This window comes from Streptomyces sp. E2N166 (assembly GCF_003671715.1).
GTDB lineage: Bacteria > Actinomycetota > Actinomycetes > Streptomycetales > Streptomycetaceae > Streptomyces > Streptomyces thinghirensis.
On record NZ_RAIF01000027.1, the window covers coordinates 247,882 to 273,332 of the forward strand.

At 68.1% G+C, this 25,451-nt stretch carries 17 protein-coding genes, 1 tRNA gene and 2 pseudogenes; 17 read left to right on the forward strand and 3 right to left on the reverse strand.

Annotated elements, in window-relative coordinates; translation table 11 throughout:
• Nucleotides 1-103: 103 nt before the first annotated feature.
• A complete protein-coding gene (locus EBH09_RS21700; protein ID WP_121748632.1) occupies nucleotides 104-1,135 on the reverse strand; it encodes an adenosine deaminase in 1,032 nt (343 codons plus the stop codon).
• A 124-nt stretch (nucleotides 1,136-1,259) separates the two neighbouring features.
• On the reverse strand, nucleotides 1,260-2,486 hold the full coding sequence (locus EBH09_RS21705) for a pyridoxal phosphate-dependent aminotransferase (protein ID WP_121748633.1): 1,227 nt from the start codon (nucleotides 2,484-2,486) through the stop codon (nucleotides 1,260-1,262).
• Between the two features lie 215 nt (nucleotides 2,487-2,701).
• On the opposite strand from EBH09_RS21705, the gene EBH09_RS21710 reads away from it, so the two are divergent.
• The 11 genes from EBH09_RS21710 to EBH09_RS21765 all read left to right on the forward strand — a co-directional run bounded on the left by EBH09_RS21710 (nucleotide 2,702) and on the right by EBH09_RS21765 (nucleotide 16,843).
• A tRNA-Trp gene (locus EBH09_RS21710) sits at nucleotides 2,702-2,774 on the forward strand.
• Nucleotides 2,775-2,882: 108 nt separating this feature from the next.
• A complete protein-coding gene (gene secE, locus EBH09_RS21715) occupies nucleotides 2,883-3,170 on the forward strand; it encodes a preprotein translocase subunit SecE (protein WP_121748634.1) in 288 nt (95 codons plus the stop codon).
• A gap of 80 nt (nucleotides 3,171-3,250) precedes the next feature.
• Nucleotides 3,251-4,114 (forward strand): transcription termination/antitermination protein NusG, encoded by an 864-nt coding sequence (nusG, locus tag EBH09_RS21720; RefSeq protein WP_121748635.1) that lies wholly within the window; start codon nucleotides 3,251-3,253, stop codon nucleotides 4,112-4,114.
• A 182-nt stretch (nucleotides 4,115-4,296) separates the two neighbouring features.
• A complete protein-coding gene (rplK, locus tag EBH09_RS21725) occupies nucleotides 4,297-4,731 on the forward strand; it encodes a 50S ribosomal protein L11 (protein WP_003974315.1) in 435 nt (144 codons plus the stop codon).
• A gap of 80 nt (nucleotides 4,732-4,811) precedes the next feature.
• On the forward strand, nucleotides 4,812-5,537 hold the full coding sequence (rplA, locus tag EBH09_RS21730) for a 50S ribosomal protein L1 (protein WP_121748636.1): 726 nt from the start codon (nucleotides 4,812-4,814) through the stop codon (nucleotides 5,535-5,537).
• A gap of 148 nt (nucleotides 5,538-5,685) precedes the next feature.
• The gene (locus EBH09_RS21735) at nucleotides 5,686-6,495 is read left to right on the forward strand and encodes a hypothetical protein (protein WP_121748637.1); all 810 of its coding nucleotides are present in this window, start codon (nucleotides 5,686-5,688) and stop codon (nucleotides 6,493-6,495) included.
• 95 nt (nucleotides 6,496-6,590) lie between these two features.
• Complete coding sequence (locus tag EBH09_RS21740; protein WP_121748638.1) at nucleotides 6,591-7,439, forward strand: DUF1396 domain-containing protein; 849 nt, start codon at nucleotides 6,591-6,593, stop codon at nucleotides 7,437-7,439.
• 293 nt (nucleotides 7,440-7,732) lie between these two features.
• Nucleotides 7,733-8,263, forward strand: a complete 531-nt coding sequence (gene rplJ, locus EBH09_RS21745) for a 50S ribosomal protein L10 (RefSeq protein WP_003974311.1) — start codon at nucleotides 7,733-7,735, stop codon at nucleotides 8,261-8,263.
• Nucleotides 8,264-8,386: 123 nt separating this feature from the next.
• Complete coding sequence (gene rplL / locus EBH09_RS21750) at nucleotides 8,387-8,770, forward strand: 50S ribosomal protein L7/L12 (protein ID WP_121748639.1); 384 nt, start codon at nucleotides 8,387-8,389, stop codon at nucleotides 8,768-8,770.
• Between the two features lie 589 nt (nucleotides 8,771-9,359).
• Nucleotides 9,360-12,845, forward strand: coding sequence for a DNA-directed RNA polymerase subunit beta (gene rpoB, locus EBH09_RS21760; protein WP_121748640.1), 3,486 nt, complete (start codon nucleotides 9,360-9,362; stop codon nucleotides 12,843-12,845).
• Nucleotides 12,846-12,943: 98 nt separating this feature from the next.
• Complete coding sequence (locus tag EBH09_RS21765) at nucleotides 12,944-16,843, forward strand: DNA-directed RNA polymerase subunit beta' (RefSeq protein ID WP_121748641.1); 3,900 nt, start codon at nucleotides 12,944-12,946, stop codon at nucleotides 16,841-16,843.
• Nucleotides 16,844-16,926: 83 nt separating this feature from the next.
• Here the strand turns inward: EBH09_RS21765 and EBH09_RS21770 are convergent, their stop codons facing one another.
• The gene (locus tag EBH09_RS21770) at nucleotides 16,927-18,219 is read right to left on the reverse strand and encodes a glycosyltransferase family 39 protein (RefSeq protein WP_193776464.1); all 1,293 of its coding nucleotides are present in this window, start codon (nucleotides 18,217-18,219) and stop codon (nucleotides 16,927-16,929) included.
• A gap of 101 nt (nucleotides 18,220-18,320) precedes the next feature.
• Between EBH09_RS21770 and EBH09_RS21775 the strand changes: the two are divergent.
• From EBH09_RS21775 to EBH09_RS39140, 6 genes and pseudogenes are all read left to right on the forward strand, one after another.
• Nucleotides 18,321-19,274 (forward strand): annotated as a pseudogene (locus EBH09_RS21775) (glycosyltransferase family 2 protein); the annotation flags it as partial.
• A 910-nt stretch (nucleotides 19,275-20,184) separates the two neighbouring features.
• A complete protein-coding gene (rpsL, locus tag EBH09_RS21780) occupies nucleotides 20,185-20,556 on the forward strand; it encodes a 30S ribosomal protein S12 (protein ID WP_003948652.1) in 372 nt (123 codons plus the stop codon).
• Nucleotides 20,557-20,558: 2 nt separating this feature from the next.
• Nucleotides 20,559-21,029, forward strand: coding sequence for a 30S ribosomal protein S7 (gene rpsG / locus EBH09_RS21785; protein ID WP_003974303.1), 471 nt, complete (start codon nucleotides 20,559-20,561; stop codon nucleotides 21,027-21,029).
• Between the two features lie 39 nt (nucleotides 21,030-21,068).
• Nucleotides 21,069-23,195 carry an elongation factor G gene (gene fusA, locus EBH09_RS21790; RefSeq protein WP_121748643.1) on the forward strand — a complete coding sequence of 709 codons (2,127 nt, stop codon included), beginning with the start codon at nucleotides 21,069-21,071 and terminating at the stop codon, nucleotides 23,193-23,195.
• Nucleotides 23,196-23,368: 173 nt separating this feature from the next.
• Nucleotides 23,369-24,562, forward strand: a complete 1,194-nt coding sequence (tuf, locus tag EBH09_RS21795; protein WP_121748644.1) for an elongation factor Tu — start codon at nucleotides 23,369-23,371, stop codon at nucleotides 24,560-24,562.
• Between the two features lie 573 nt (nucleotides 24,563-25,135).
• A pseudogene (locus tag EBH09_RS39140) lies at nucleotides 25,136-25,451 on the forward strand (hypothetical protein); the annotation flags it as partial.

The window sequence follows — 25,451 nt, forward strand, 5'->3', positions numbered from 1 at the left end:
CAGCCGGGCGGGGACGAGCCCGGACGGCCCGCAGCCGGGCGGGCGGGGACCAGCCCCGGCCCCCGCCGCCACCGACCGCGAGACGACCCCCACTCGTGCTCGCTTACTCGGTCAGCCAGTCGTCCACCCCCGCCAGCAGCCTCCCCTTCACATCCTCCGGCGCGGCCGACCCCCGTACCGACTGGCGTGCCAGCTCCGCCAGTTCGGCGTCCGTGAACCCGTGATGGTCCCGTGCGATCTCGTACTGGGCGGCCAGCCGCGCCCCGAACAGCAGCGGATCGTCCGCGCCCAGCGCCATCGGCACCCCCGCCTCGAACAGGGTCCGCAGGGGTACGTCCTCCGGCTTCTCGTACACGCCCAGGGCGACATTCGACGCCGGGCACACCTCGCACGTCACCTGCCGGTCCGCCAGCCGCTTCATCAACCGGGGGTCCTCCGCCGCCCGCACCCCGTGCCCGATCCGGTCGGCCTCCAGGTCGTCCAGGCAGTCCCGCACGGACAGCGGCCCGGTCAGCTCGCCCCCGTGCGGTGCGGACAGCAGCCCCCCGTCCCGCGCGATCGCGAACGCCCGGTCGAAGTCCCGGGCCATGCCCCGCCGCTCGTCGTTGGAGAGCCCGAACCCGACCACGCCCCGGTCCGCGTACCGCACCGCGAGCCGGGCCAGCGTCCGCGCGTCCAGCGGATGCTTCATCCGGTTCGCGGCGACCAGCACCCGCATCCCGATCCCGGTGTCCCGCACGGTCGTCTCCACCGCGTCCAGGATGATCTCCAGCGCCGGAATCAGCCCGCCCAGCCGCGGCGCGTACGACGTCGGGTCCACCTGGATCTCCAGCCACCCCGACCCGTCCCGCAGGTCCTCCTCCGCGGCCTCGCGGACCAGCCGCTGGATGTCCTCCGGCTCCTGGAGGCACGATCGCGCCGCGTCGTACAGCCGCTGGAAGCGGAACCAGCCCCGTTCGTCCGTCGCCCGCAGTTTCGGGGACTCCCCGCGGCTCAGCGCCTCGGTCAGCGTCTCCGGCAGACGCACGCCGTGCTTGTCGGCCAGTTCCAGCAGGGTCGCGGGCCGCATCGACCCGGTGAAGTGCAGGTGGAGATGGGCCTTCGGCAGTTCAGAGACATCACGTACACGCTCCATTCCGTGATCCTGCCGCACGACACGCCCGGCCCGACAGCACTTTCCCCGTTCGTGGTCTTGCTCGCACAAAGAAACAGGGCCGCACCTCGACGTCGAGGTGCGGCCCTGCTCAGGGAACGGCGGGTCAGTCCCGCGCCTCCGCCAGCAGCTTCTGGATCCGGCTCACGCCCTCGACGAGGTCCTCGTCCCCGAGCGCGTACGACAGCCGCAGGTACCCGGGCGTGCCGAACGCCTCGCCGGGCACGACCGCGACCTCGGCCTCCTCCAGGATCAGCGCGGCCAGCTCGACCGTGTCCTGCGGACGCTTGCCGCGGATCTCCTTGCCGAGGAGCGCCTTCACCGACGGGTACGCGTAGAACGCGCCCTTGGGCTCCGGGCACAGCACGCCGTCGATCTCGTTGAGCATCCGCACGATGGTCTGACGGCGCCGGTCGAAGGCCTCCCGCATCTTCGCCACGGCGTCCAGGTCGCCGGAGACCGCGGCGATCGCCGCCGCCTGGGCCACGTTGGACACGTTGGACGTGGCGTGCGACTGGAGGTTCGTCGCGGCCTTGACCACGTCCTTCGGGCCGACGACCCACCCGACCCGCCAGCCGGTCATCGCGTACGTCTTCGCGACACCGTTGACCACGATGCACTTGTCACGCAGCTCGGGCAGCAGCGCGGGCATGGACACGGAGAAGGCGTCGCCGTAGACGAGGTGCTCGTAGATCTCGTCGGTCAGCACCCACAGGCCGTGCTCGACGGCCCACTGGCCGATCGCCTCGGTCTCGGCCTCGCTGTACACGGCACCCGTCGGGTTCGACGGCGAAACGAAGAGGACGACCTTCGTCTTCTTGGTGCGCGCGGCCTCCAGCTGCTCCACGCTCACCCGGTAGCCGGTCGTCTCGTCGGCGACGACCTCGACGGGGACACCGCCGGCCAGCCGGATCGACTCCGGGTACGTCGTCCAGTACGGCGCCGGGACGATGACCTCGTCGCCCGGGTCGAGGATCGCGGCGAACGCCTCGTAGATGGCCTGCTTGCCGCCGTTGGTGACCAGGATCTGCGACGGGTCGACCTCGTAGCCGGAGTCGCGCAGCGTCTTCGCGGCGATGGCGGCCTTCAGCTCGGGCAGCCCGCCGGCCGGCGTGTAGCGGTGGTACTTCGGGTTCTGGCAGGCCTCGACGGCGGCCTGGACGATGTAGTCCGGGGTCGGGAAGTCCGGCTCACCGGCGCCGAAGCCGATCACCGGCCGCCCGGCGGCCTTGAGGGCCTTGGCCTTGGCGTCCACGGCGAGGGTGGCGGACTCGGAGATCGCGCCGACTCGGGCGGAGACCCGGCGCTCGGTGGGAGGGGTTGCAGCGCTCATGACCCCATCGTTTCAGACCGGAAACCTCCCCGGCACAGGGGTTTCACGGACTGAGCAGGACGGGGTCAAGCCCTGAACATCAGTCCGGACGCGCTTTCTGTTCGACGCCCGGCCCGTGAACACGTACACTCTCACCTCGTTGGCCTTCAGCGGCCCGCGGTCATCCGGTGCACACCAAGCATCCGGGCGGATGCGGTACGTTGGGGGACACACAAAGGGTCGTAGCTCAATTGGTAGAGCACTGGTCTCCAAAACCAGCGGTTGGGGGTTCAAGTCCCTCCGGCCCTGCTACACACACCTTCGCCAGGATGTGTGCGCATGTACGTACAGCAATGCACCGCCGTGCGGCTCCAACCGGGCGCGGCACGGCCACGACCCGGAATCAGGTGAGGACGAGTGACGGACGCCGTGGGCTCCATCGACATGCCTGATGCCCAGGACGAGGCGCCGGACTCCAAGAAGAAGTCTCGCAAGGGCGGTAAGCGCGCCAAGAAGGGCCCGCTGAAGCGCCTCGCGCTCTTCTACCGCCAGATCGTCGCGGAGCTGCGCAAGGTTGTCTGGCCGACTCGCAACCAGCTGTCGACGTACACCACCGTCGTGATCATCTTCGTGGTCATCATGATCGGCCTGGTGACTCTGATTGACTATGGCTTCTCTCACGCCGCCAAGTACGTCTTCGGCTGAGTCGAGAGCGAAGGGCGCCGAGGTACCCGGCGCCCCTTTCGCGTGTTCCACCCCTATGTATCCAGGAAGAAGCAGCCACCGTGTCTGACCCGAACGTGAACGACGCCATCGAGCCGGTCGAGTCCGTCGAGGACGAGCCCGGCATCGTCGAGGGCGCCGACAACGAGGACACCGAGGCCTCCGCCGAGGCCGAGGCTGCCGACGACGCCGTCGTCGCGGACGCGGACGAGACCGCCGAGGCCCAGGACGAGACCGCCGAGGAGGCGGGCGAGGACGCGGAGGACGCCGACGCGGAGACCGCCGAAGCCGCCGAGCCCGAGCCCGAGATCGACCCGATCGAGAAGCTCCGCCAGGAACTGCGCGTCCTGCCCGGCGAGTGGTACGTGATCCACACGTACGCCGGTTACGAGAACCGCGTGAAGACCAACCTGGAGCAGCGCGCCGTCTCCCTGAACGTCGAGGACTACATCTTCCAGGCCGAGGTGCCGCAGGAAGAGGTCGTCCAGATCAAGAACGGCGACCGCAAGACGATCCGGCAGAACAAGCTGCCCGGCTACGTCCTCGTCCGCATGGACCTGACCAACGAGTCCTGGGGTGTCGTCCGCAACACCCCCGGCGTCACCGGCTTCGTCGGCAACGCCTACGACCCGTACCCGCTGACGCTGGACGAGATCGTCAAGATGCTCGCCCCGGAGGCCGAGGAGAAGGCCGCCCGCGAGGCCGCCGAGGCCGAGGGCAAGCCGGCGCCGCAGCGCAAGGTCGAGGTCCAGGTGCTGGACTTCGAGGTCGGCGACTCGGTCACCGTCACCGACGGCCCGTTCGCGACGCTGCAGGCCACGATCAACGAGATCAACGCCGACTCGAAGAAGGTCAAGGGCCTCGTCGAGATCTTCGGCCGCGAGACCCCGGTCGAGCTGAGCTTCGACCAGATCCAGAAGAACTAGTACCTCTCACCGGTACTTCTCTGGACGTACTGCTTCCGAGCAGGTCAGGCAGCCGCGCGAGCGGGTGCCTGACCTGCTCGGTTTTGGCCGCACTTCCATACCCGTTATCGTTGTGCGGTATGCCTGTGTCCGGGTCGCCCCCGGATGCGGGCAGGACCCGAATCGAAAGGACCCGGAGAGCTATGCCTCCCAAGAAGAAGAAGGTCACGGGGCTCATCAAGCTCCAGATCCAGGCCGGTGCCGCGAACCCGGCCCCGCCGGTCGGCCCCGCGCTGGGTCAGCACGGCGTCAACATCATGGAGTTCTGCAAGGCCTACAACGCCGCGACCGAGTCGCAGCGTGGCTGGGTGATCCCGGTGGAGATCACGGTCTACGAGGACCGCTCCTTCACCTTCATCACCAAGACGCCGCCGGCCGCCAAGATGATCCTCAAGGCCGCGGGCGTGGAGAAGGGCTCCGGCGAGCCCCACAAGACCAAGGTCGCGAAGATCACGCGCGACCAGGTCCGCGAGATCGCCACCACCAAGATGCCCGACCTCAACGCCAACGACCTGGACCAGGCGGAGAAGATCATCGCCGGTACCGCTCGTTCCATGGGCGTCACGGTCGAGGGCTGACCTCCACCCCCGTAAGCAAGCAGAAGTGGCGGGGCCTGCTCGGCCCGGACCACGACTCCTAAGAAGCAACAGGAGCAGTAGTGAGCAAGCGCAGCAAGTCTCTCCGCGCTGCGGACGCCAAGATCGACCGGGACAAGCTCTACGCCCCGCTCGAGGCCGTCCGTCTCGCCAAGGAGACCTCCACGACCAAGTTCGACGGCACCGTCGAGGTCGCCTTCCGCCTGGGTGTCGACCCGCGCAAGGCCGACCAGATGGTCCGCGGCACCGTGAACCTCCCGCACGGCACCGGTAAGACCGCCCGGGTCCTGGTCTTCGCGACCGGTGACCGTGCCGAGGCCGCGACCGCCGCCGGCGCCGACATCGTCGGCTCCGACGAACTGATCGACGAGGTGTCGAAGGGCCGTCTGGACTTCGACGCCGTCGTCGCCACCCCGGACCTCATGGGCAAGGTCGGCCGCCTCGGCCGCGTCCTCGGCCCGCGTGGTCTGATGCCGAACCCGAAGACGGGCACCGTGACCCCGGACGTGGCCAAGGCCGTGACCGAGATCAAGGGCGGCAAGATCGAGTTCCGCGTCGACAAGCACTCGAACCTGCACTTCATCATCGGCAAGTCGTCCTTCGACGACACCAAGCTGGTGGAGAACTACGCCGCGGCGCTGGAGGAGATCCTCCGTCTGAAGCCGTCCGCCGCCAAGGGTCGCTACATCAAGAAGGCCGCCATCAGCACCACGATGGGCCCCGGCATTCAGATCGACTCCAACCGCACCCGCAACCTCCTCGTCGAGGAGGACCCGGCGGCGGTCTGAGCCCACGGCTCGCCCAACCGGTTCACGGGCCCCGCACCTTCCGAGGTGCGGGGCCCGTTCCCTTTTCCCGTACGGGTGTCGGAGCGCTGGGTTAGCGTGCGGGCAGCGCGGAATCGCGCGGGGGGACACGGGGACAAGGGGTGGGCGCATGACGACGGGCACTACGGCACGCCGTACGGTCGCCTCGATCGCGGTGACGGCCGCGCTGGCGTGCGTCACCGCCTGCACCTCGGCCGACGGACCGACGGACGCCACCGACACCACCGACCCGTCGACGCGGCCGCTGCGTTCCGTCGAGCGGGCCACCGCACGGGCGGGTTCGGCGAGGGTCGAGTCCACGACCGTCATGGGCCGCGAGCTGTCCCTGGACGCCGTCGGCGCTCTCGGCTGGCGCGACGGCCTCACCGGCACCCTGACGATCACGTACACCGGCGGCACGACCGCCGAGACCATGCGCCGGCTCGGCACCACCGCCATGGAGGCCCGGTACCTGCCCGACGCCTACTACGCCAGGATGGGCGACGCGTTCGCCGACCGGGTGGGCGGCAGGCACTGGATCAAGTACGTCTACGCCGACCTGGAGGACCTCGGCGACGGCGCGGGTGCCGGTTTCGCGGACCAGATGCGCAAGACCACGCCCCACGAGGCGGTGAAGCGGCTGCTCGCCTCCGACGACGTACGCGAGGTCGGGGAGGAGACGACCCGCGGCCGGCGCACCACGCACTGGACCGGCACGGTGGGCGGCGCCGCCGGGCAGACCGTCGACATCTGGGTCGACGACCGGGACCTGCTGGTCAAGAAGGTCGAGCGGGGCCGGACGGAGACCGGCGAGCTGAGCCAGACCGCGTACTACAGCGACTACGGCGTCGCCGTCTCCGCCGAGCGCCCTCCGGCCGCCGACACCGCGGACTTCAAGGAACTGCTGAAGGCGCGGGAGGGCGGCGGGGAGGGCGGCTGACCCACAGAATTCACGGGACCGTTCGAACCGACTTGGGTACGCTCGCGTCCTGCTGTGTAAATGCTGCTTCTTTCTGTGTTCCGTGGGGGGACTCCATGAAGACTTCCGTGCGCATGCCCGTGGGTGCCGGGCTGGCCGCGCTCCTGCTCGCCGCCGGCGCGGTGGGCTGTTCCAAGGGCGACGGGGCCGAGGAGTCCCCGAAGATGACGCCGGCGGCGGCCGTCGCCAAGGCGGCGAAGAACACGGAGGAGATCGATTCCCTCCGCTACCGCATGACCGGACGGGCCCCGGAGGAGGGCCGGGTCAAGGCCGAGGCCGAGATGCGGATCAAGCCCACGCTCGCGATGAGCATGAAGATGACGGCGCTCGACCAGGGCGCCGACGCCAAGGCGGAGATCCGGCTCGTCGACAAGGCCATGTACATCGGCGGCGGTGCCGAGGCGGCCAAGGAGATGGACGGCAAGAGCTGGATCAAGTTCGACCTGTCCGCGCTGGGCGCCGACAAGGAGCTGAACCAGCTCGGCGGCGCCTCCCAGGCCGACAAGAACCCGGCGACCGAGTCCACTTTCCTCACCGGCGCCAAGGACGTGGAGAAGGTCGGCACCGAGACCGTCGACGGCGTGCAGACCACCCACTACAAGGGCACGGTCACCCTCGCCGATCTGGAGAAGTCACTCGGGGACGAGGACAAGGCCACCCGGGAGAAGCGCCAGAAGAGCATCGAGCAGTACGAGAAGATGGGCGTCGACAAGCTCACGATGGACATGTGGATCGACGGCGACGACCGCACCAAGCAGTTCCGCATGCGCGGCGACGCCGACAAGGGCCCGCTGGACATGACCATCACCTTCCTCGGCTTCAACGAGCCCGTGAAGGTCACCGCACCGCCCGCCAAGGACACCGTCGACCTGGCCGAGATGATGCAGGAGTCCCAGCAGGGCTGAGTCGCCGAACGGGCGGATTTGCTTGACACTGCCCCGTTCACGTACGCTTCCCCAGAAGCCAAAGACCGCTGGTCGTTGCCGTGTGCTCGCGAGAGGGCACGGTGGCCGAAGGATCCGCTGAACTGCGGACGACCCGCGCAGGTGACTGTGGATGAGCTCCCGTCAGTCCGCGCCTGGTGCGTGTGATCAACGGTCGAGCCACGCCCCGTGCGCCTGCGCCGGGGCGTTTCGTATTCCCCAGTCCTCCTTCGGGTCCGCGCGGTCCGAATCACCCGGAAGGAGGCCGAGGCTCTATGGCGACGCCCGAAAAGGCTGCCGCGGTTGCCGAGCTGACGGACAAGTTCCGCAGCTCCAACGCCGCTGTGCTGACCGAGTACCGCGGTCTCACCGTGGCGCAGCTCAAGACGCTGCGCCGGTCGCTCGGTGAGAACGCCCAGTACGCCGTGGTGAAGAACACGCTGACCAAGATTGCGGCCAACGAGGCCGGGATCACGCTCGACGACCAGCTCTTCGCTGGTCCGACGGCCGTCGCCTTCGTCACCGGTGACCCGGTGGAGTCGGCGAAGGGTCTGCGCGACTTCGCCAAGGACAACCCGAATCTCGTCATCAAGGGCGGTGTCCTTGACGGCAAGGCGATGTCCGCCGACGAGATCAAGAAGCTTGCGGACCTCGAGTCCCGCGAGGTTCTGCTCTCCAAGCTGGCGGGTGCCTTCAAGGGCAAGCAGTCCCAGACTGCGCAGCTCTTCCAGGCGCTTCCCTCGAAGCTCGTCCGCACCGTGGACGCGCTCCGTGCCAAGCAGGACGAGCAGGGCGGTGCCGAGTAATTCGGCTCGCTTTCCGATCCTCGCCGCATGAACCGCATGAGGTGAGGGTCGACGCGGGCCCGACGTACGCCCGCCTCACCCCGTACATCCGGCACCTGCCGAATTAGTGGAAGGACCGCCATCATGGCGAAGCTCAGCCAGGACGACCTGCTCGCCCAGTTCGAGGAGATGACCCTCATCGAGCTCTCCGAGTTCGTGAAGGCCTTCGAGGAGAAGTTCGACGTCACCGCCGCCGCGGCCGTCGCCGTCGCCGGCCCGGCCGGCCCGGCCGCCCCGGCCGAGCAGGCCGAGGAGAAGGACGAGTTCGACGTCATCCTCACCGGTGCCGGCGACAAGAAGATCCAGGTCATCAAGGTCGTGCGTGAGCTGACCTCCCTGGGTCTGAAGGAGGCCAAGGACCTCGTGGACGGCGCCCCGAAGCCCGTCCTCGAGAAGGTCGCCAAGGACGCCGCCGAGAAGGCCGCCGAGTCCCTCAAGGGCGCCGGCGCCTCGGTCGAGGTCAAGTAAGACCGCGAAGGCTCAACGGATCCGTCAGGATCTGTAACGCCACAGCACCGAAGAGCGATCATCCATCCGGGTGGTCGCTCTTCGGCGTATCCGGGGTCCGGCGGTGGCTGCCTTGCACGCGTGACGGCGAAGAGTATGGTGATCTTCGTCGTGCCGTCGCCGGGGCCCTGAGAGCCCCCAGGCGGCAGGCGGTTCGGGCAAGGGGGGCCTTGACGAACCGCACGCAGCGCGCGATTCTCAGGACGCGTCGTCACACGGATCCGAATCCGAGGCATGGATCCGCGGCGAAGAGGGCAGTATCACGGTGCGTTGAGGGCGAGGCCTTGCCGCAGGTGGTGAGAACAACGAGGAGCGAACACGGTCATCGAGACCCGCACTGGACATCAGTGTGCCATGTGGCTACACTGACCCTTTGCGCTGCCTGTTAGTTGCCCCCTGCCCGTCACCAGGGGTCTGCCCTCGCCCGAGCACCGACGACCAGAGCATGCCTGACCTGGCTCTACAGCCACATCAGGCGCCCCCTGTCTTCGTGCACGGAAGAGGGGCCGGTACGCGCGTAGTGAGTCCGAGCCCTCGGAAGGACCCCCTCTTGGCCGCCTCGCGCAATGCCTCGACCGCGAATACGAACAACGCTGCCAGCACCGCCCCGCTGCGCATCTCCTTTGCAAAGATCAAGGAGCCCCTCGAGGTTCCGAACCTTCTCGCGCTGCAGACCGAGAGCTTTGACTGGCTGCTCGGCAACGACGCGTGGAAGGCTCGCGTCGAGTCGGCTCTGGAGTCCGGTCAGGACGTCCCCACCAAGTCCGGTCTGGAAGAGATCTTCGAGGAGATCTCGCCGATCGAGGATTTCTCCGGGTCGATGTCGCTGACGTTCCGCGACCACCGCTTCGAGCCCCCCAAGAACAGCATCGACGAGTGCAAGGACCGCGACTTCACGTACGCGGCCCCGCTCTTCGTCACCGCCGAGTTCACCAACAACGAGACCGGCGAGATCAAGTCCCAGACGGTCTTCATGGGCGACTTCCCGCTCATGACCAACAAGGGCACCTTCGTCATCAACGGCACCGAGCGTGTCGTCGTGTCGCAGCTGGTCCGTTCGCCGGGTGTCTACTTCGACTCCTCCATCGACAAGACGTCCGACAAGGACATCTTCTCCGCCAAGATCATCCCGTCCCGGGGTGCCTGGCTGGAGATGGAGATCGACAAGCGCGACATGGTCGGTGTGCGCATCGACCGCAAGCGCAAGCAGTCCGTGACCGTCCTCCTCAAGGCTCTCGGTTGGACCACCGAGCAGATCCTCGAGGAGTTCGGCGAGTACGAGTCCATGCGCGCCACTCTGGAGAAGGACCACACCCAGGGCCAGGACGACGCGCTGCTCGACATCTACCGCAAGCTGCGTCCGGGCGAGCCCCCCACGCGTGAGGCCGCGCAGACGCTTCTGGAGAACCTGTACTTCAACCCGAAGCGCTACGACCTCGCCAAGGTCGGCCGCTACAAGGTCAACAAGAAGCTCGGCGCGGACGAGCCGCTGGACGCCGGCGTACTCACCACCGACGACGTCATCGCCACCATCAAGTACCTGGTGAAGCTGCACGCCGGTGAGACCGAGACGGTCGGCGAGTCGGGCCGGGAGATCGTCGTCGAGACCGACGACATCGACCACTTCGGCAACCGCCGCATCCGCAACGTCGGCGAGCTGATCCAGAACCAGGTCCGTACGGGTCTCGCCCGTATGGAGCGCGTCGTGCGTGAGCGCATGACCACCCAGGACGTCGAGGCGATCACGCCGCAGACCCTGATCAACATCCGGCCGGTCGTCGCCTCCATCAAGGAGTTCTTCGGCACCAGCCAGCTGTCCCAGTTCATGGACCAGAACAACCCGCTGTCGGGGCTGACGCACAAGCGTCGTCTGAACGCCCTCGGCCCGGGTGGTCTCTCCCGTGAGCGGGCCGGCTTCGAGGTCCGCGACGTCCACCCGTCGCACTACGGCCGCATGTGCCCGATCGAGACGCCCGAAGGCCCGAACATCGGTCTGATCGGCTCGCTCGCCTCGTACGGCCGGATCAACCCGTTCGGTTTCATCGAGACGCCTTACCGCAAGGTCGTCGACGGCCAGGTCACGGACGACGTGGACTACCTGACCGCCGACGAGGAGGACCGCTTCGTCATCGCGCAGGCCAACGCCACGCTCAACGACGACATGCGCTTCTCCGAGGCCCGCGTCCTGGTCCGCCGCCGTGGCGGCGAGGTCGACTACGTCCCCGGTGACGACGTCGACTACATGGACGTCTCGCCGCGCCAGATGGTGTCGGTCGCGACCGCCATGATCCCATTCCTCGAGCACGACGACGCCAACCGTGCCCTCATGGGCGCGAACATGATGCGTCAGGCGGTGCCGCTCATCAAGAGCGAGTCCCCGCTGGTCGGCACCGGCATGGAGTACCGCTCCGCCGCCGACGCCGGCGACGTGGTCAAGGCCGAGAAGGCGGGTGTGGTCCAGGAGGTCTCCGCGGACTACATCACCACCACCAACGACGACGGCACGTACATCACGTACCGCCTGGCCAAGTTCTCCCGGTCCAACCAGGGAACCTCGGTCAACCAGAAGGTCATCGTCGCCGAGGGCGACCGGATCATCGAGGGCCAGGTCCTGGCCGACGGTCCGGCCACCGAGAACGGCGAGATGGCGCTCGGCAAGAACCTGCTGGTCGCGTTCATGCCGTGGGAGGGTCACAACTACGAGGACGCGATCATCCTGTCGCAGCGCCTCGTGCAGGACGACGTCCTCTCCTCGATTCACATCGAGGAGCACGAGGTCGACGCCCGTGACACCAAGCTCGGCCCCGAGGAGATCACCCGGGACATCCCGAACGTCTCCGAGGAGGTCCTCGCCGACCTCGACGAGCGCGGCATCATCCGCATCGGTGCCGAGGTCGTCGCCGGTGACATCCTCGTCGGCAAGGTCACGCCCAAGGGTGAGACCGAGCTGACGCCGGAGGAGCGCCTGCTCCGCGCGATCTTCGGTGAGAAGGCCCGTGAGGTCCGTGACACCTCCCTGAAGGTGCCGCACGGTGAGATCGGCAAGGTCATCGGCGTCCGCGTCTTCGACCGCGAGGAGGGCGACGAGCTGCCGCCGGGCGTGAACCAGCTGGTCCGCGTCTACGTCGCGCAGAAGCGCAAGATCACCGACGGTGACAAGCTCGCCGGCCGCCACGGCAACAAGGGCGTCATCTCCAAGATCAACCCGATCGAGGACATGCCGTTCCTGGAGGACGGCACCCCGGTCGACATCATCCTCAACCCGCTGGGTGTCCCGTCCCGAATGAACCCGGGGCAGGTCCTGGAGATCCACCTCGGCTGGCTCGCCAGCCGCGGCTGGGACGTCTCCGGCCTCGCGGAGGAGTGGGCCGAGCGCCTCCAGGCCATCGGCGCCGACAAGGTCGAGCCCGGCACCAACGTCGCCACCCCCGTCTTCGACGGTGCGCGTGAGGACGAGCTGGCCGGTCTGCTCCAGCACACCATCCCGAACCGCGACGGCGAGCGCATGGTGCTCCCGTCCGGCAAGGCGAGGCTGTTCGACGGCCGCTCCGGCGAGCCGTTCCCGGAGCCGATCTCGGTCGGCTACATGTACATCCTCAAGCTCCACCACCTGGTCGACGACAAGCTGCACGCCCGGTCGACCGGCCCGTACTCGATGATCACCCAGCAGCCGCTGGGTGGTAAGGCCCAGTTCGGTGGCCAGCGCTTCGGTGAGATGGAGGTGTGGGCGCTGGAGGCTTACGGCGCCGCGTACGCCCTCCAGGAGCTGCTGACCATCAAGTCCGACGACGTGACCGGCCGCGTGAAGGTCTACGAGGCCATCGTCAAGGGCGAGAACATCCCTGAGCCCGGCATCCCCGAGTCCTTCAAGGTGCTCATCAAGGAGATGCAGTCCCTGTGCCTCAACGTGGAGGTGCTGTCCTCGGACGGCATGTCCATCGAGATGCGTGACACCGACGAGGACGTCTTCCGCGCTGCGGAGGAGCTCGGCATCGACCTGTCCCGGCGCGAGCCGAGCAGCGTCGAAGAGGTCTGACGGGAGTTTCGGCGGACCTTGAGCGATCAAGGTCCGCCGGCCCCAGGACCCCCGTTTCAGACCCCAAGACTTACAACCCTGAGAGGGATTGACGCATAGTGCTCGACGTCAACTTCTTCGACGAGCTCCGGATCGGTCTGGCCACCGCTGACGACATCCGTCAGTGGAGCCACGGCGAGGTCAAGAAGCCCGAGACGATCAACTACCGCACGCTCAAGCCCGAAAAGGACGGACTCTTCTGCGAGAAGATCTTCGGTCCGACCCGGGACTGGGAGTGCTACTGCGGCAAGTACAAGCGTGTCCGCTTCAAGGGCATCATCTGCGAGCGCTGTGGCGTCGAGGTCACGCGCGCCAAGGTGCGCCGTGAGCGGATGGGCCACATCGAGCTTGCCGCTCCCGTCACCCACATCTGGTACTTCAAGGGCGTTCCGTCGCGGCTGGGCTACCTGCTCGACCTCGCCCCGAAGGACCTGGAGAAGGTCATCTACTTCGCGGCGTACATGATCACGTACGTCGACGAGGAGCGCCGCACCCGCGACCTGCCCTCGCTGGAGGCCCACGTCTCCGTCGAGCGCCAGCAGATCGAGCAGCGCCGCGACTCGGACCTGGAGGCCCGGGCCAAGAAGCTCGAGACCGACCTGGCCGAGCTGGAGGCCGAGGGCGCCAAGGCCGACGTGCGCCGCAAGGTGCGCGAGGGCGCCGAGCGTGAGATGAAGCAGCTGCGCGACCGTGCGCAGCGCGAGATCGACCGCCTCGACGAGGTGTGGAGCCGGTTCAAGAACCTCAAGGTCCAGGACCTGGAGGGCGACGAGCTGCTCTACCGCGAGCTGCGTGACCGCTTCGGCACGTACTTCGACGGCTCCATGGGTGCCGCTGCCCTGCAGAAGCGCCTGGAGTCCTTCGACCTCGACGAGGAGGCCGAGCGCCTCCGCGAGATCATCCGTACCGGCAAGGGCCAGAAGAAGACCCGTGCGCTCAAGCGCCTCAAGGTCGTCTCCGCGTTCCTGCAGACCAGCAACAGCCCCAAGGGCATGGTGCTGGACTGCGTGCCGGTCATCCCGCCGGACCTGCGTCCGATGGTGCAGCTGGACGGTGGCCGCTTCGCGACCTCCGACCTGAACGACCTGTACCGCCGCGTGATCAACCGCAACAACCGCCTGAAGCGGCTTCTCGACCTCGGCGCGCCCGAGATCATCGTGAACAACGAGAAGCGCATGCTCCAGGAGGCCGTGGACGCCCTCTTCGACAACGGTCGTCGTGGTCGCCCGGTCACCGGTCCGGGTAACCGCCCGCTGAAGTCCCTGAGCGACATGCTCAAGGGCAAGCAGGGTCGTTTCCGTCAGAACCTGCTCGGTAAGCGTGTGGACTACTCCGCGCGTTCCGTCATCGTCGTCGGCCCGCAGCTGAAGCTGCACCAGTGCGGTCTGCCCAAGGCCATGGCGCTGGAGCTCTTCAAGCCGTTCGTGATGAAGCGCCTGGTCGACCTGAACCACGCGCAGAACATCAAGAGCGCCAAGCGCATGGTCGAGCGCGGCCGCACGGTCGTGTACGACGTGCTGGAAGAGGTCATCGCCGAGCACCCGGTTCTGCTGAACCGTGCGCCCACGCTGCACCGCCTCGGCATTCAGGCCTTCGAGCCGCAGCTGGTCGAGGGCAAGGCCATCCAGATCCACCCGCTCGTCTGCACCGCGTTCAACGCGGACTTCGACGGTGACCAGATGGCCGTGCACCTGCCGCTCTCCGCGGAGGCGCAGGCCGAGGCCCGCATCCTGATGCTGTCCTCGAACAACATCCTGAAGCCGGCCGACGGCCGTCCGGTGACGATGCCGACCCAGGACATGGTCCTCGGTCTGTTCTTCCTCACCACCGACGGCGAGGGCCGCGACCTCAAGGGCGAGGGCCGTGCCTTCGGTTCCGCCGCCGAGGCGATCATGGCGTTCGACGCGGGCGACCTGTCGCTCCAGTCGAAGGTCGACATCCGCTTCCCGGTGGGCACCATCCCGCCCCGCGGCTGGGAGCCCCCGGCCCGCGAGGAGGGTGAGCCGGAGTGGCAGCAGGGTGACACCTTCACCCTGAAGACCACGCTGGGCCGCGCGCTCTTCAACGAGCTGCTGCCCGAGGACTACCCCTTCGTCGACTACGAGGTCGGCAAGAAGCAGCTCTCCGAGATCGTCAACGACCTCGCCGAGCGGTACCCGAAGGTCATCGTGGCGGCGACGCTCGACAACCTGAAGGCGGCCGGCTTCTTCTGGGCGACCCGCTCCGGCGTCACCGTGGCCATCTCCGACGTCGTCGTTCCCGAGGCGAAGAAGGAGATCGTCAAGGGCTACGAGGCGCAGGACGAGAAGGTCCAGAAGCAGTACGAGCGCGGTCTGATCACCAAGGACGAGCGCACGCAGGAGCTCATCGCGATCTGGACCAAGGCGACCAACGAGGTCGCCGAGGCGATGAACGACAACTTCCCGAAGACCAACCCGATCTTCATGATGGTGAACTCGGGTGCACGAGGCAACATGATGCAGATGCGTCAGATCGCCGGTATGCGTGGTCTGGTGTCGAACGCGAAGAACGAGACGATCCCGCGTCCCATCAAGGCCTCCTTCCGTGAGGGCCTGTCCGTGCTGGAGTACTTCATCTCCACGCACGGTGCCCGTAAGGGTCTGGCGGACACCGCTCTGCGTACCGCCGACTCGGGTTACCTCACGCGTCGTCTGGTCGACGTCTCCCAGGACGTCATCATTCGCGAGGAGGACTGCGGCACCGAGCGCGGTCTCAAGCTGCCGATCGCCACGCGTGACGCGGACGGGACGCTGCGCAAGGCCGAGGACGTCGAGACCAGCGTGTACGCCCGCATGCTCGCCGAGGACGTCGTCATCGACGGCAAGGTGATCGCGCCGGCCAACGTCGACCTCGGTGACGTCCTGATCGACGCCCTGGTCGCCAACGGCGTCGAGGAGGTCAAGACCCGCTCGATCCTGACCTGCGAGTCCCAGGTCGGCACCTGCGCCATGTGCTACGGCCGCTCGCTGGCCACCGGCAAGCTGGTCGACATCGGTGAGGCGGTCGGCATCATCGCCGCCCAGTCCATCGGTGAGCCCGGCACCCAGCTGACGATGCGTACCTTCCACACCGGTGGTGTGGCCGGTGACGACATCACCCAGGGTCTGCCGCGTGTCGTCGAGCTCTTCGAGGCCCGTACCCCGAAGGGTGTCGCCCCGATCTCCGAGGCCTCCGGCCGCGTCCGGATCGAGGAGACCGAGAAGACCAAGAAGCTCGTCGTCACCCCGGACGACGGCAGCGACGAGACGGCGTTCCCGATCTCGAAGCGTGCCCGTCTGCTGGTCGGCGAGGGCGATCACGTCGAGGTGGGCCAGAAGCTCACCGTGGGTGCCACCAACCCGCACGACGTGCTGCGCATCCTGGGTCAGCGTGCCGTCCAGGTCCACCTGGTCGGCGAGGTCCAGAAGGTCTACAACTCGCAGGGCGTGTCGATCCACGACAAGCACATCGAGATCATCATCCGGCAGATGCTGCGCCGCGTGACGATCATCGAGTCCGGCGACGCCGAGCTGCTGCCCGGCGAGCTGGTCGAGCGTACGAAGTTCGAGACCGAGAACCGTCGTGTGGTCCAGGAGGGCGGTCACCCCGCCTCCGGTCGTCCGCAGCTGATGGGTATCACCAAGGCCTCGCTGGCGACGGAGTCCTGGCTGTCGGCCGCCTCCTTCCAGGAGACGACCCGAGTCCTGACGGATGCGGCGATCAACGCCAAGTCCGACAGCCTCATCGGCCTCAAGGAGAACGTCATCATCGGTAAGCTCATCCCGGCCGGTACGGGTCTGTCCCGCTACCGGAACATCCGGGTCGAGCCGACCGAGGAGGCCAAGGCCGCGATGTACTCGGCCGTCGGCTACGACGACATCGACTACTCGCCGTTCGGCACGGGCTCCGGCCAGGCCGTTCCGCTGGAGGACTACGACTACGGTCCGTACAACCAGTAAGCGAGTCGCCTGAGAAGGCCGCTACGACCGAAGGGCGGTCACCCCGTGGGGTGGCCGCCCTTCGGCGTGTGTGCTGAGGGGGTCTACGGCACGCCCAGCTCGAAGATGACGTAGTGGGCGTACCAGCCGGAGGCGAGCGCGGCCGTGGAGAAGAAGACCACCAGGCTCGGGAGCTTCAGGCGGCCGAGGGCCGCGGCGGGTGCGATGAGCAGGGGGAAGGCGGGCAGCAGGTAGCGCATGGTGTTGCCGAACATCTGCTGGGTGCCGAGGACGGTGATGATCGTCGCCAGCGTGTACGCGACGAGCACCAGCGGGGGCTTCTTGCGCAGCATCAGGGCGATGAGGAAGGGCAGCGCCAGGACCAGCTGGAGGGAGAGCAGGTCCGGGGTGGAGAAGGCGAAGGGGTAGTCGCCCTTGCCCACCGCGAGGTTGCGCAGCACGTCCAGGGTGTAGGCGCCGTAGTCGAAGAAGTGCGCCCAGCCCTCGCGCTGGAGCGTGAAGTACGCCGTGGCCTCGCCGGTGCTGTAGCCGACCCAGGCGATGTAGGAGAGCAGGCCCAGGGGAGCGACGACCATCGCGTACACGGGGCCGCGTACGCCGTGCTCGCGTCTGGTCGCGGGGCGGGCGAGCGTCACCAGCGCGGCGAGTCCCACGGCGCCTATGAGTACGGCGGACGTGGGGCGGTTCAGGCCCGCGGTGAAGGCGAGCAGGCCGGCCACCACCCAGCGCTTGGTCATGACGGCGTAGCAGGACCAGGCGGCGATGGCGACGAACAGGGACTCGGAGTACACCGCCCACTCGACGCCCGCACCGGGGGCCACGGCCCACAGCCCCGCGGCGATGGTGCCCGCGCGGGCTCCGGCGACGAGGCGGACCACGGCGAAGATGCCCGCCGCCGCGACGAACGACGAGACGACGGAGACGAGGATGCCGGAGCCGTACAGGCCGAGGCCCGTGGTCTCCGAGACCATGCGGATCAGTGCCGGGTAGAGCGGGAAGAAGGCGACCGAGTTCTGCTGGACCGTGAACAGGCCGTCCGAGTCGAGCCGCACCAGGGCAGGGCTGTAGCCGTGCTCGGCGACCTGGAGGTACCACCAGCCGTCCCAGGTGGCCAGCACGTCCCACCAGTGGGCGCCGCCGCCGAAGCGCGGGTTCTTCCCCTTGTAGTCCCCGGCGTACTTCAGCAGGGAGGCGAAGACCGTGAGGCCGACGAGCTTCGTGACGCCGTAGAGGACGAGCGCGGGAAGGTAGGGGCGGGCGCCGTCAGGCAGCGTGGGACGCCAGGTCCGCCAGGAGCGTTCCGGGCGTTCGTGGGGCTGCCCGTCCGGTGCGTCTCGCGACCCGTCGGTCACCGTGCCGTCGGCAGCCGTGTCCATGGCTGTCATCCCCCTCAGTCCACCCTCAACCGTCAATTGCTGCCATAAGATCGCACAAGAGTCGCACATCTGTGCTCGGTGTTCGGGGGAGGGGAGGCGCGGTGCCCGAGGAACGGGACGAGGAACTGCACGAACCGATCGTGCTGTCGGTCGTCATTCCGATGTACAACGAGGAAGAGGTCCTGCCCGCGCTGGTCAGCAGGTTGCGGCCGGTCCTGACGGAGCTGGGCGTCCCCCACGAGGTCGTCGCGGTGGACGACGGCAGCGGCGACCGTACGGCGGAACTGCTCGCCGCGTTCCGGCTGGGCTGGCCGGAACTGCGCGTGGTCGCGCTGCGGCGCAACTCCGGCCACCAGGCCGCCCTCACCGCCGGCCTGGACCGGGCGTCCGGGGCCTACGTGGTGAGCCTGGACGCCGACCTCCAGGACCCGCCGGAGAAGATCCCCGACATGCTGGCGCTGGCCCGCGCGGAGGGGCTCGACATCGTGTACGGCGTCCGCGCCGACCGCAGCAGCGACACCGGGTTCAAGCGCTGGAGCGCGGGCCTCTACTACCGCCTCATGCGGCGCCTGGCGGGCCCGTCGGTCCCCGCGCAGGCGGGCGACTTCCGGCTGCTCAGCCGGGCCGCGGTGGACGCCCTGAAGGCCCTGCCGGACCAGCAGCGGGTCTACCGGCTCCTCGTGCCCTGGCTGGGCTTCCCGAGCGGGCAGGTGACGTACGAGCGCGCTCCGCGCACCGCGGGCCGCACCAAGTATCCGCTGGGCCGGATGATCCGCCTCGCGGTCGACAGCGTCACCGGCTTCTCCGCGGCCCCGCTGCGCATCGCCACCTGGCTGGGCGCCGGCGCCTTCGTGGTCTGCCTGGCGCTGCTCGTCTACACCCTCACCGCCTTCGCGCTGGGCCGCACGGTGCCCGGCTGGACGTCGCTCTTCACCGGCATCGTCTTCATCGGCGCCGTGCAGCTGATCTGCGTCGGCCTGCTCGGCGAGTACGTCGGCCGCATATACACGGCCGTGCAGAACCGACCCACGTACTTCGTCCGCGACGACACGGCCCGCCCACGGGCCGCGGACGCCACCACCGACGCGGCGTCGGGCGGGGCGTCGGGCCGGCGGTCCGAGCACGCGCCTGGCGCCTCGGGCGCGACGTCCGGCGCGCGGTCCGAGTCGGCCCCCGGTGCTTCGGGTGGGGCCTTCGACCCGCAGCCCGAGCCGGTCCCCGGCGCCTCCGACTCGCGGTCCGGGCCCGCCCCCGGCGTCACCGAGGAGTCCGCGTCGACCGGTGCCGGGCCGGCCCCCGGCGGTCCGGACGGCGCCGACGGCCTCGCGGCCGAAGCGTCCGCGCGCGGCGCAGCCACCCGCCCGCCGGGGCCACGGGAGGCTCCGGCCGTCCCGGCGGACGGGGCTCGCGTGCCGGTGCCGCGGGTCTGAGGCACGAGGCGGCGGCGTCCGCGTTCCGGCGCCCGGCCCCGTGCGGGACGGGGGCGCCGTCCGCCCCCGCCGGTGCGCGCCGTGGCGGAGGGTCCGCGTGGTGACCGGACCGCGTGGTGACGGGTCCGCGTGGTGACGGGTCCGCGTGGCGGGAGAGGCCGCGTGGTGACGGGCACGCGCGGCGAGGGACCGCGCTGCGAAGGGTCCGCGCGGCGAAGGTCCGCGCGGGATCCTGGCACGCCGGCGGAGCCCCCGCGCCGAACGGGCGAAATCGGAGTGAGCCGGGCGCCGCCGCTGGTCTCGCCCATTTGTTTTGACCGCAGCGAATGCGATAGGTACGCTCATACCTTGTGCCTGGGGTGTGCCCTGGCCCTCGTGCGTGCCTTCAACCGCAGTGAGGGTCGTGACCGGCCACCGCAATCCGCGCTTTCCTCCGCCTGGCGGCAGGGGTTCGCGGCTTCGACACACCCGACCGCGTGGGTCGGAGACGTTCCAGGTTAGCTTTACCATTCGGCACACAGAAACCGGAGAAGTAGTGCCTACGATCCAGCAGCTGGTCCGGAAGGGCCGGCAGGACAAGGTCGAGAAGAACAAGACGCCCGCGCTCGAGGGTTCGCCCCAGCGTCGTGGCGTCTGCACGCGTGTGTTCACGACCACCCCGAAGAAGCCGAACTCGGCCCTGCGTAAGGTCGCGCGTGTGCGTCTGACCAGCGGGATCGAGGTCACCGCTTACATTCCGGGTGAGGGGCACAACCTGCAGGAGCACTCCATCGTGCTCGTGCGCGGCGGCCGTGTGAAGGACCTGCCGGGTGTTCGCTACAAGATCATCCGCGGTTCGCTTGACACCCAGGGTGTGAAGAACCGCAAGCAGGCCCGCAGCCGCTACGGCGCCAAGAAGGAGAAGTAAGAATGCCTCGTAAGGGCCCCGCCCCGAAGCGCCCGGTCATCATCGACCCGGTCTACGGTTCTCCTCTGGTGACCTCCCTGATCAACAAGGTGCTGCTGAACGGCAAGCGCTCCACCGCCGAGCGCATCGTCTACGGCGCCATGGAGGGCCTGCGCGAGAAGACCGGTAACGACCCGGTCATCACGCTGAAGCGCGCTCTTGAGAACATCAAGCCGACCCTCGAGGTCAAGTCCCGCCGTGTCGGTGGTGCGACGTACCAGGTGCCGATCGAGGTCAAGCCCGGTCGCGCCAACACCCTCGCGCTGCGCTGGCTGGTCGGTTACTCCCGCGCCCGTCGCGAGAAGACCATGACCGAGCGTCTGCTCAACGAGCTCCTCGACGCCTCCAACGGCCTCGGCGCCGCTGTGAAGAAGCGCGAGGACACGCACAAGATGGCCGAGTCCAACAAGGCCTTCGCGCACTACCGCTGGTAGTCGCTACCCACATCGAGACCGAGAGAAGACTGAAGCCTTATGGCTACCACTTCACTTGACCTGGCCAAGGTCCGCAACATCGGGATCATGGCCCACATCGACGCGGGCAAGACGACCACCACCGAGCGGATCCTGTTCTACACGGGCGTGTCGTACAAGATCGGTGAGGTCCACGACGGCGCCGCCACGATGGACTGGATGGAGCAGGAGCAGGAGCGTGGCATCACGATCACGTCTGCTGCGACCACCTGTCACTGGCCGCTCGAGGACAACGACTACACGATCAACATCATCGACACCCCCGGGCACGTCGACTTCACCGTTGAGGTGGAGCGCTCCCTGCGTGTGCTCGACGGTGCCGTGACCGTGTTCGACGGTGTCGCCGGTGTCGAGCCGCAGTCCGAGACGGTGTGGCGTCAGGCCGACCGTTACGGCGTGCCGCGTATCTGCTTCGTGAACAAGCTGGACCGTACCGGCGCCGAGTTCCACCGCTGCGTGGAGATGATCTCGGACCGCCTGGGCGCCCAGCCGCTCGTCATGCAGCTCCCGATCGGCGCCGAGGCCGACTTCAAGGGCGTCGTGGACCTGGTCCGCATGAAGGCGCTCCTGTGGTCCGCCGAGGCCGCCAAGGGCGAGATGTACGAGACCGTCGACATCCCGGCCACGCACACCGAGGCCGCCGAGGAGTGGCGCGGCAAGCTGGTCGAGGGCGTCGCGGAGAACGACGAAGAGATCATGGAGCTGTTCCTGGAGGGCCAGGAGCCCACCGAGGAGCAGCTGTACGCCGCGATCCGTCGCATCACCATCGCGTCCGGCAAGTCCGACGACACCACGGTCACCCCGGTGTTCTGCGGCACCGCGTTCAAGAACAAGGGCGTCCAGCCCCTGCTCGACGCGGTCGTGCGCTACCTGCCGACCCCGCTCGACGTCGAGGCCATCGAGGGCCACGACGTCAAGGACCCCGAGGTCGTCGTCAAGCGCAAGCCGTCCGAGGACGAGCCGCTGGCCGCGCTCGCCTTCAAGATCATGAGCGACCCGCACCTCGGCAAGCTCACCTTCGTCCGGGTCTACTCGGGCCGCCTCGTGTCCGGCACCGCGGTGCTGAACTCGGTCAAGGGCAAGAAGGAGCGCATCGGCAAGATCTACCGCATGCACGCCAACAAGCGTGAGGAGATCGAGTCGGTGGGCGCCGGTGACATCGTCGCCGTCATGGGCCTGAAGCAGACCACCACCGGTGAGACGCTGTCCGACGACAAGAACCCGGTGATCCTGGAGTCCATGGACTTCCCGGCGCCGGTCATCGAGGTCGCCATCGAGCCCAAGTCGAAGGGCGACCAGGAGAAGCTCGGCGTCGCGATCCAGCGCCTGGCCGAGGAGGACCCCTCCTTCCAGGTCCACTCCGACGAGGAGACCGGCCAGACCATCATCGGTGGTATGGGCGAGCTGCACCTCGAGGTGCTGGTCGACCGTATGCGCCGTGAGTTCCGGGTCGAGGCCAACGTCGGCAAGCCCCAGGTCGCGTACCGTGAGACGATCCGCAAGGCCGTCGAGCGCGTGGACTACACCCACAAGAAGCAGACCGGTGGTACCGGTCAGTTCGCCAAGGTGCAGATCGCGATCGAGCCGATCGAGGGTGGCGACACCTCGTACGAGTTCGTGAACAAGGTGACCGGTGGCCGTATCCCGAAGGAGTACATCCCTTCGGTGGACGCCGGTGCCCAGGAGGCCATGCAGTTCGGCATCCTGGCCGGCTACGAGATGACGGGCGTCCGCGTCACGCTCATCGACGGCGGCTACCACGAGGTCGACTCCTCCGAGCTGGCGTTCAAGATCGCCGGTTCGCAGGCCTTCAAGGAGGCCGCGCGCAAGGCTTCGCCGGTTCTCATGGAGCCGATGATGTCCGTCGAGGTCACCACGCCCGAGGACTACATGGGTGAGGTCATCGGCGACATCAACTCCCGCCGTGGCCAGATCCAGGCCATGGAGGAGCGGGCCGGTGCCCGTGTCGTGAAGGGCCTCGTGCCCCTCTCGGAGATGTTCGGCTACGTCGGCGACCTCCGCAGCAAGACGTCGGGTCGCGCAAGCTACTCGATGCAGTTCGACTCCTACGCCGAGGTTCCCCGGAACGTCGCCGAGGAGATCATCGCGAAGGCCAAGGGCGAGTAACGGACTACTCCGTTTAACGGACCCCGTTCGCACGCTTTAGGCTTGACCCCGGAGCCTGCATGGGGCATTCCACCGTGAACCCGGCGGAATGCCCCCGGCACCCGGGCTTTCCAGCAAAGATCACCTGGCGCCGATGAGTAAGGCGTACAGAACCACTCCACAGGAGGACCCCAGTGGCGAAGGCGAAGTTCGAGCGGACTAAGCCGCACGTCAACATCGGCACCATCGGTCACATCGACCACGGTAAGACGACCCTCACGGCCGCCATTACCAAGGTGCTGCACGACGCGTACCCCGAGCTGAACGAGGCCTCGGCCTTCGACCAGATCGACAAGGCTCCCGAGGAGCGCCAGCGCGGTATCACGATCTCGATCGCGCACGTCGAGTACCAGACCGAGACGCGTCACTACGCCCACGTCGACTGCCCCGGTCACGCGGACTACATCAAGAACATGATCACGGGTGCGGCGCAGATGGACGGCGCCATCCTCGTGGTCGCGGCCACCGACGGCCCGATGCCGCAGACCAAGGAGCACGTGCTCCTGGCCCGCCAGGTCGGCGTTCCGTACATCGTCGTCGCCCTGAACAAGGCCGACATGGTGGACGACGAGGAGATCCTGGAGCTCGTCGAGCTCGAGGTGCGCGAGCTCCTCTCCGAGTACGAGTTCCCGGGCGACGACCTGCCGGTCGTCAAGGTCTCCGCCCTGAAGGCCCTTGAGGGCGACAAGGAGTGGGGCAACTCGGTCCTCGAGCTCATGAAGGCCGTGGACGAGTCCATCCCGGAGCCCGAGCGCGACGTCGACAAGCCGTTCCTGATGCCGATCGAGGACGTCTTCACGATCACCGGTCGTGGCACCGTCGTCACCGGTCGTATCGAGCGCGGCATCCTCAAGGTCAACGAGACCGTCGACATCATCGGCATCAAGACCGAGAAGACCACCACCACGGTCACCGGTATCGAGATGTTCCGCAAGCTGCTCGACGAGGGCCAGGCCGGTGAGAACGTCGGTCTGCTCCTCCGTGGCATCAAGCGCGAGGACGTCGAGCGCGGCCAGGTCATCATCAAGCCGGGTTCGGTCACGCCGCACACCGAGTTCGAGGCCCAGGCCTACATCCTGTCGAAGGACGAGGGTGGCCGTCACACCCCCTTCTTCAACAACTACCGTCCGCAGTTCTACTTCCGTACGACGGACGTGACCGGCGTCGTGACCCTCCCCGAGGGCACCGAGATGGTCATGCCGGGTGACAACACCGAGATGAAGGTGGAGCTCATCCAGCCCGTCGCCATGGAAGAGGGCCTGAAGTTCGCCATCCGCGAGGGTGGCCGGACCGTGGGCGCCGGCCAGGTCACCAAGATCAACAAGTAAGCTCCGCTTGCTTGTCGGTCGACTGACCTGACATGGGCTGATGCCTGAACAGAGGGGCCCGTACGACTTCGGTCGTACGGGCCCCTCTGCCATGTCCGTTTGGCGGTCATCGGTACGACGCTGGGTGCCCGCGCGGTACTCGCGGCCGTCGCGAAGGTCGTCCTCGCCGGTCTGGTTCTGCGGCGCCCACCCGGTCGGCGTAAGCGGCGGCCGCCGGATCGTACGTGACCTCGCGGTCGACCATGCCGCGCGGCAACGCCGGCACCTCACGGCGGTCCGCGAGTCCCAGCGCGCCGGTCGGCTCGTCGCCGAACGGCACCTCGTGGCGTGTCTGTGCTCCCCCCGGCGCAGTGCGGCAGGGGCGAGAACTCGGGCAGGGCCGGCCCTGCCACCGACGGGCCCCCTGGGCGGACGGTCCCGCCGTACGCGGCGGTTCTGTCACGACTTCCCCACGGTGGTGCACTCCTCCGCCACGCGACGCCACCATTGATCGTCTGATTGCTGATTCTCGAAAGCCCCAGCCCCAGCCCCAGCCCCAGCCCCAGCCCCGCGACGCCACCCGGAAGTGAGTCCGTGAGTACCGTTCCGCCTCCCGACCGCCCCGACGACGAGTCGGCCTCCTCCCTGTCCGACGAGCAGTTGGAGTCGTTCCTGCGGGAGGCCGCCGAGGGTGTCGGCACCTCCGCGCCCAAGGAACCCTCCGCGCGGGCGCGGATGGTGGCCCGGCGGTTGCGGGAGGAGGACGAGGCGGCACAACGTGCGCACCCGGGCGGCGGTCGTGGTGGCCGGAAGCGGAAGGCCCAGGGGCCGCCGTACGCCACCCCGCCGGGATGGCGTACGGGCCCGGCGTCGCAGCAGGGGAAGGGCGGCGGCTCGGGCCGGCGCCGCT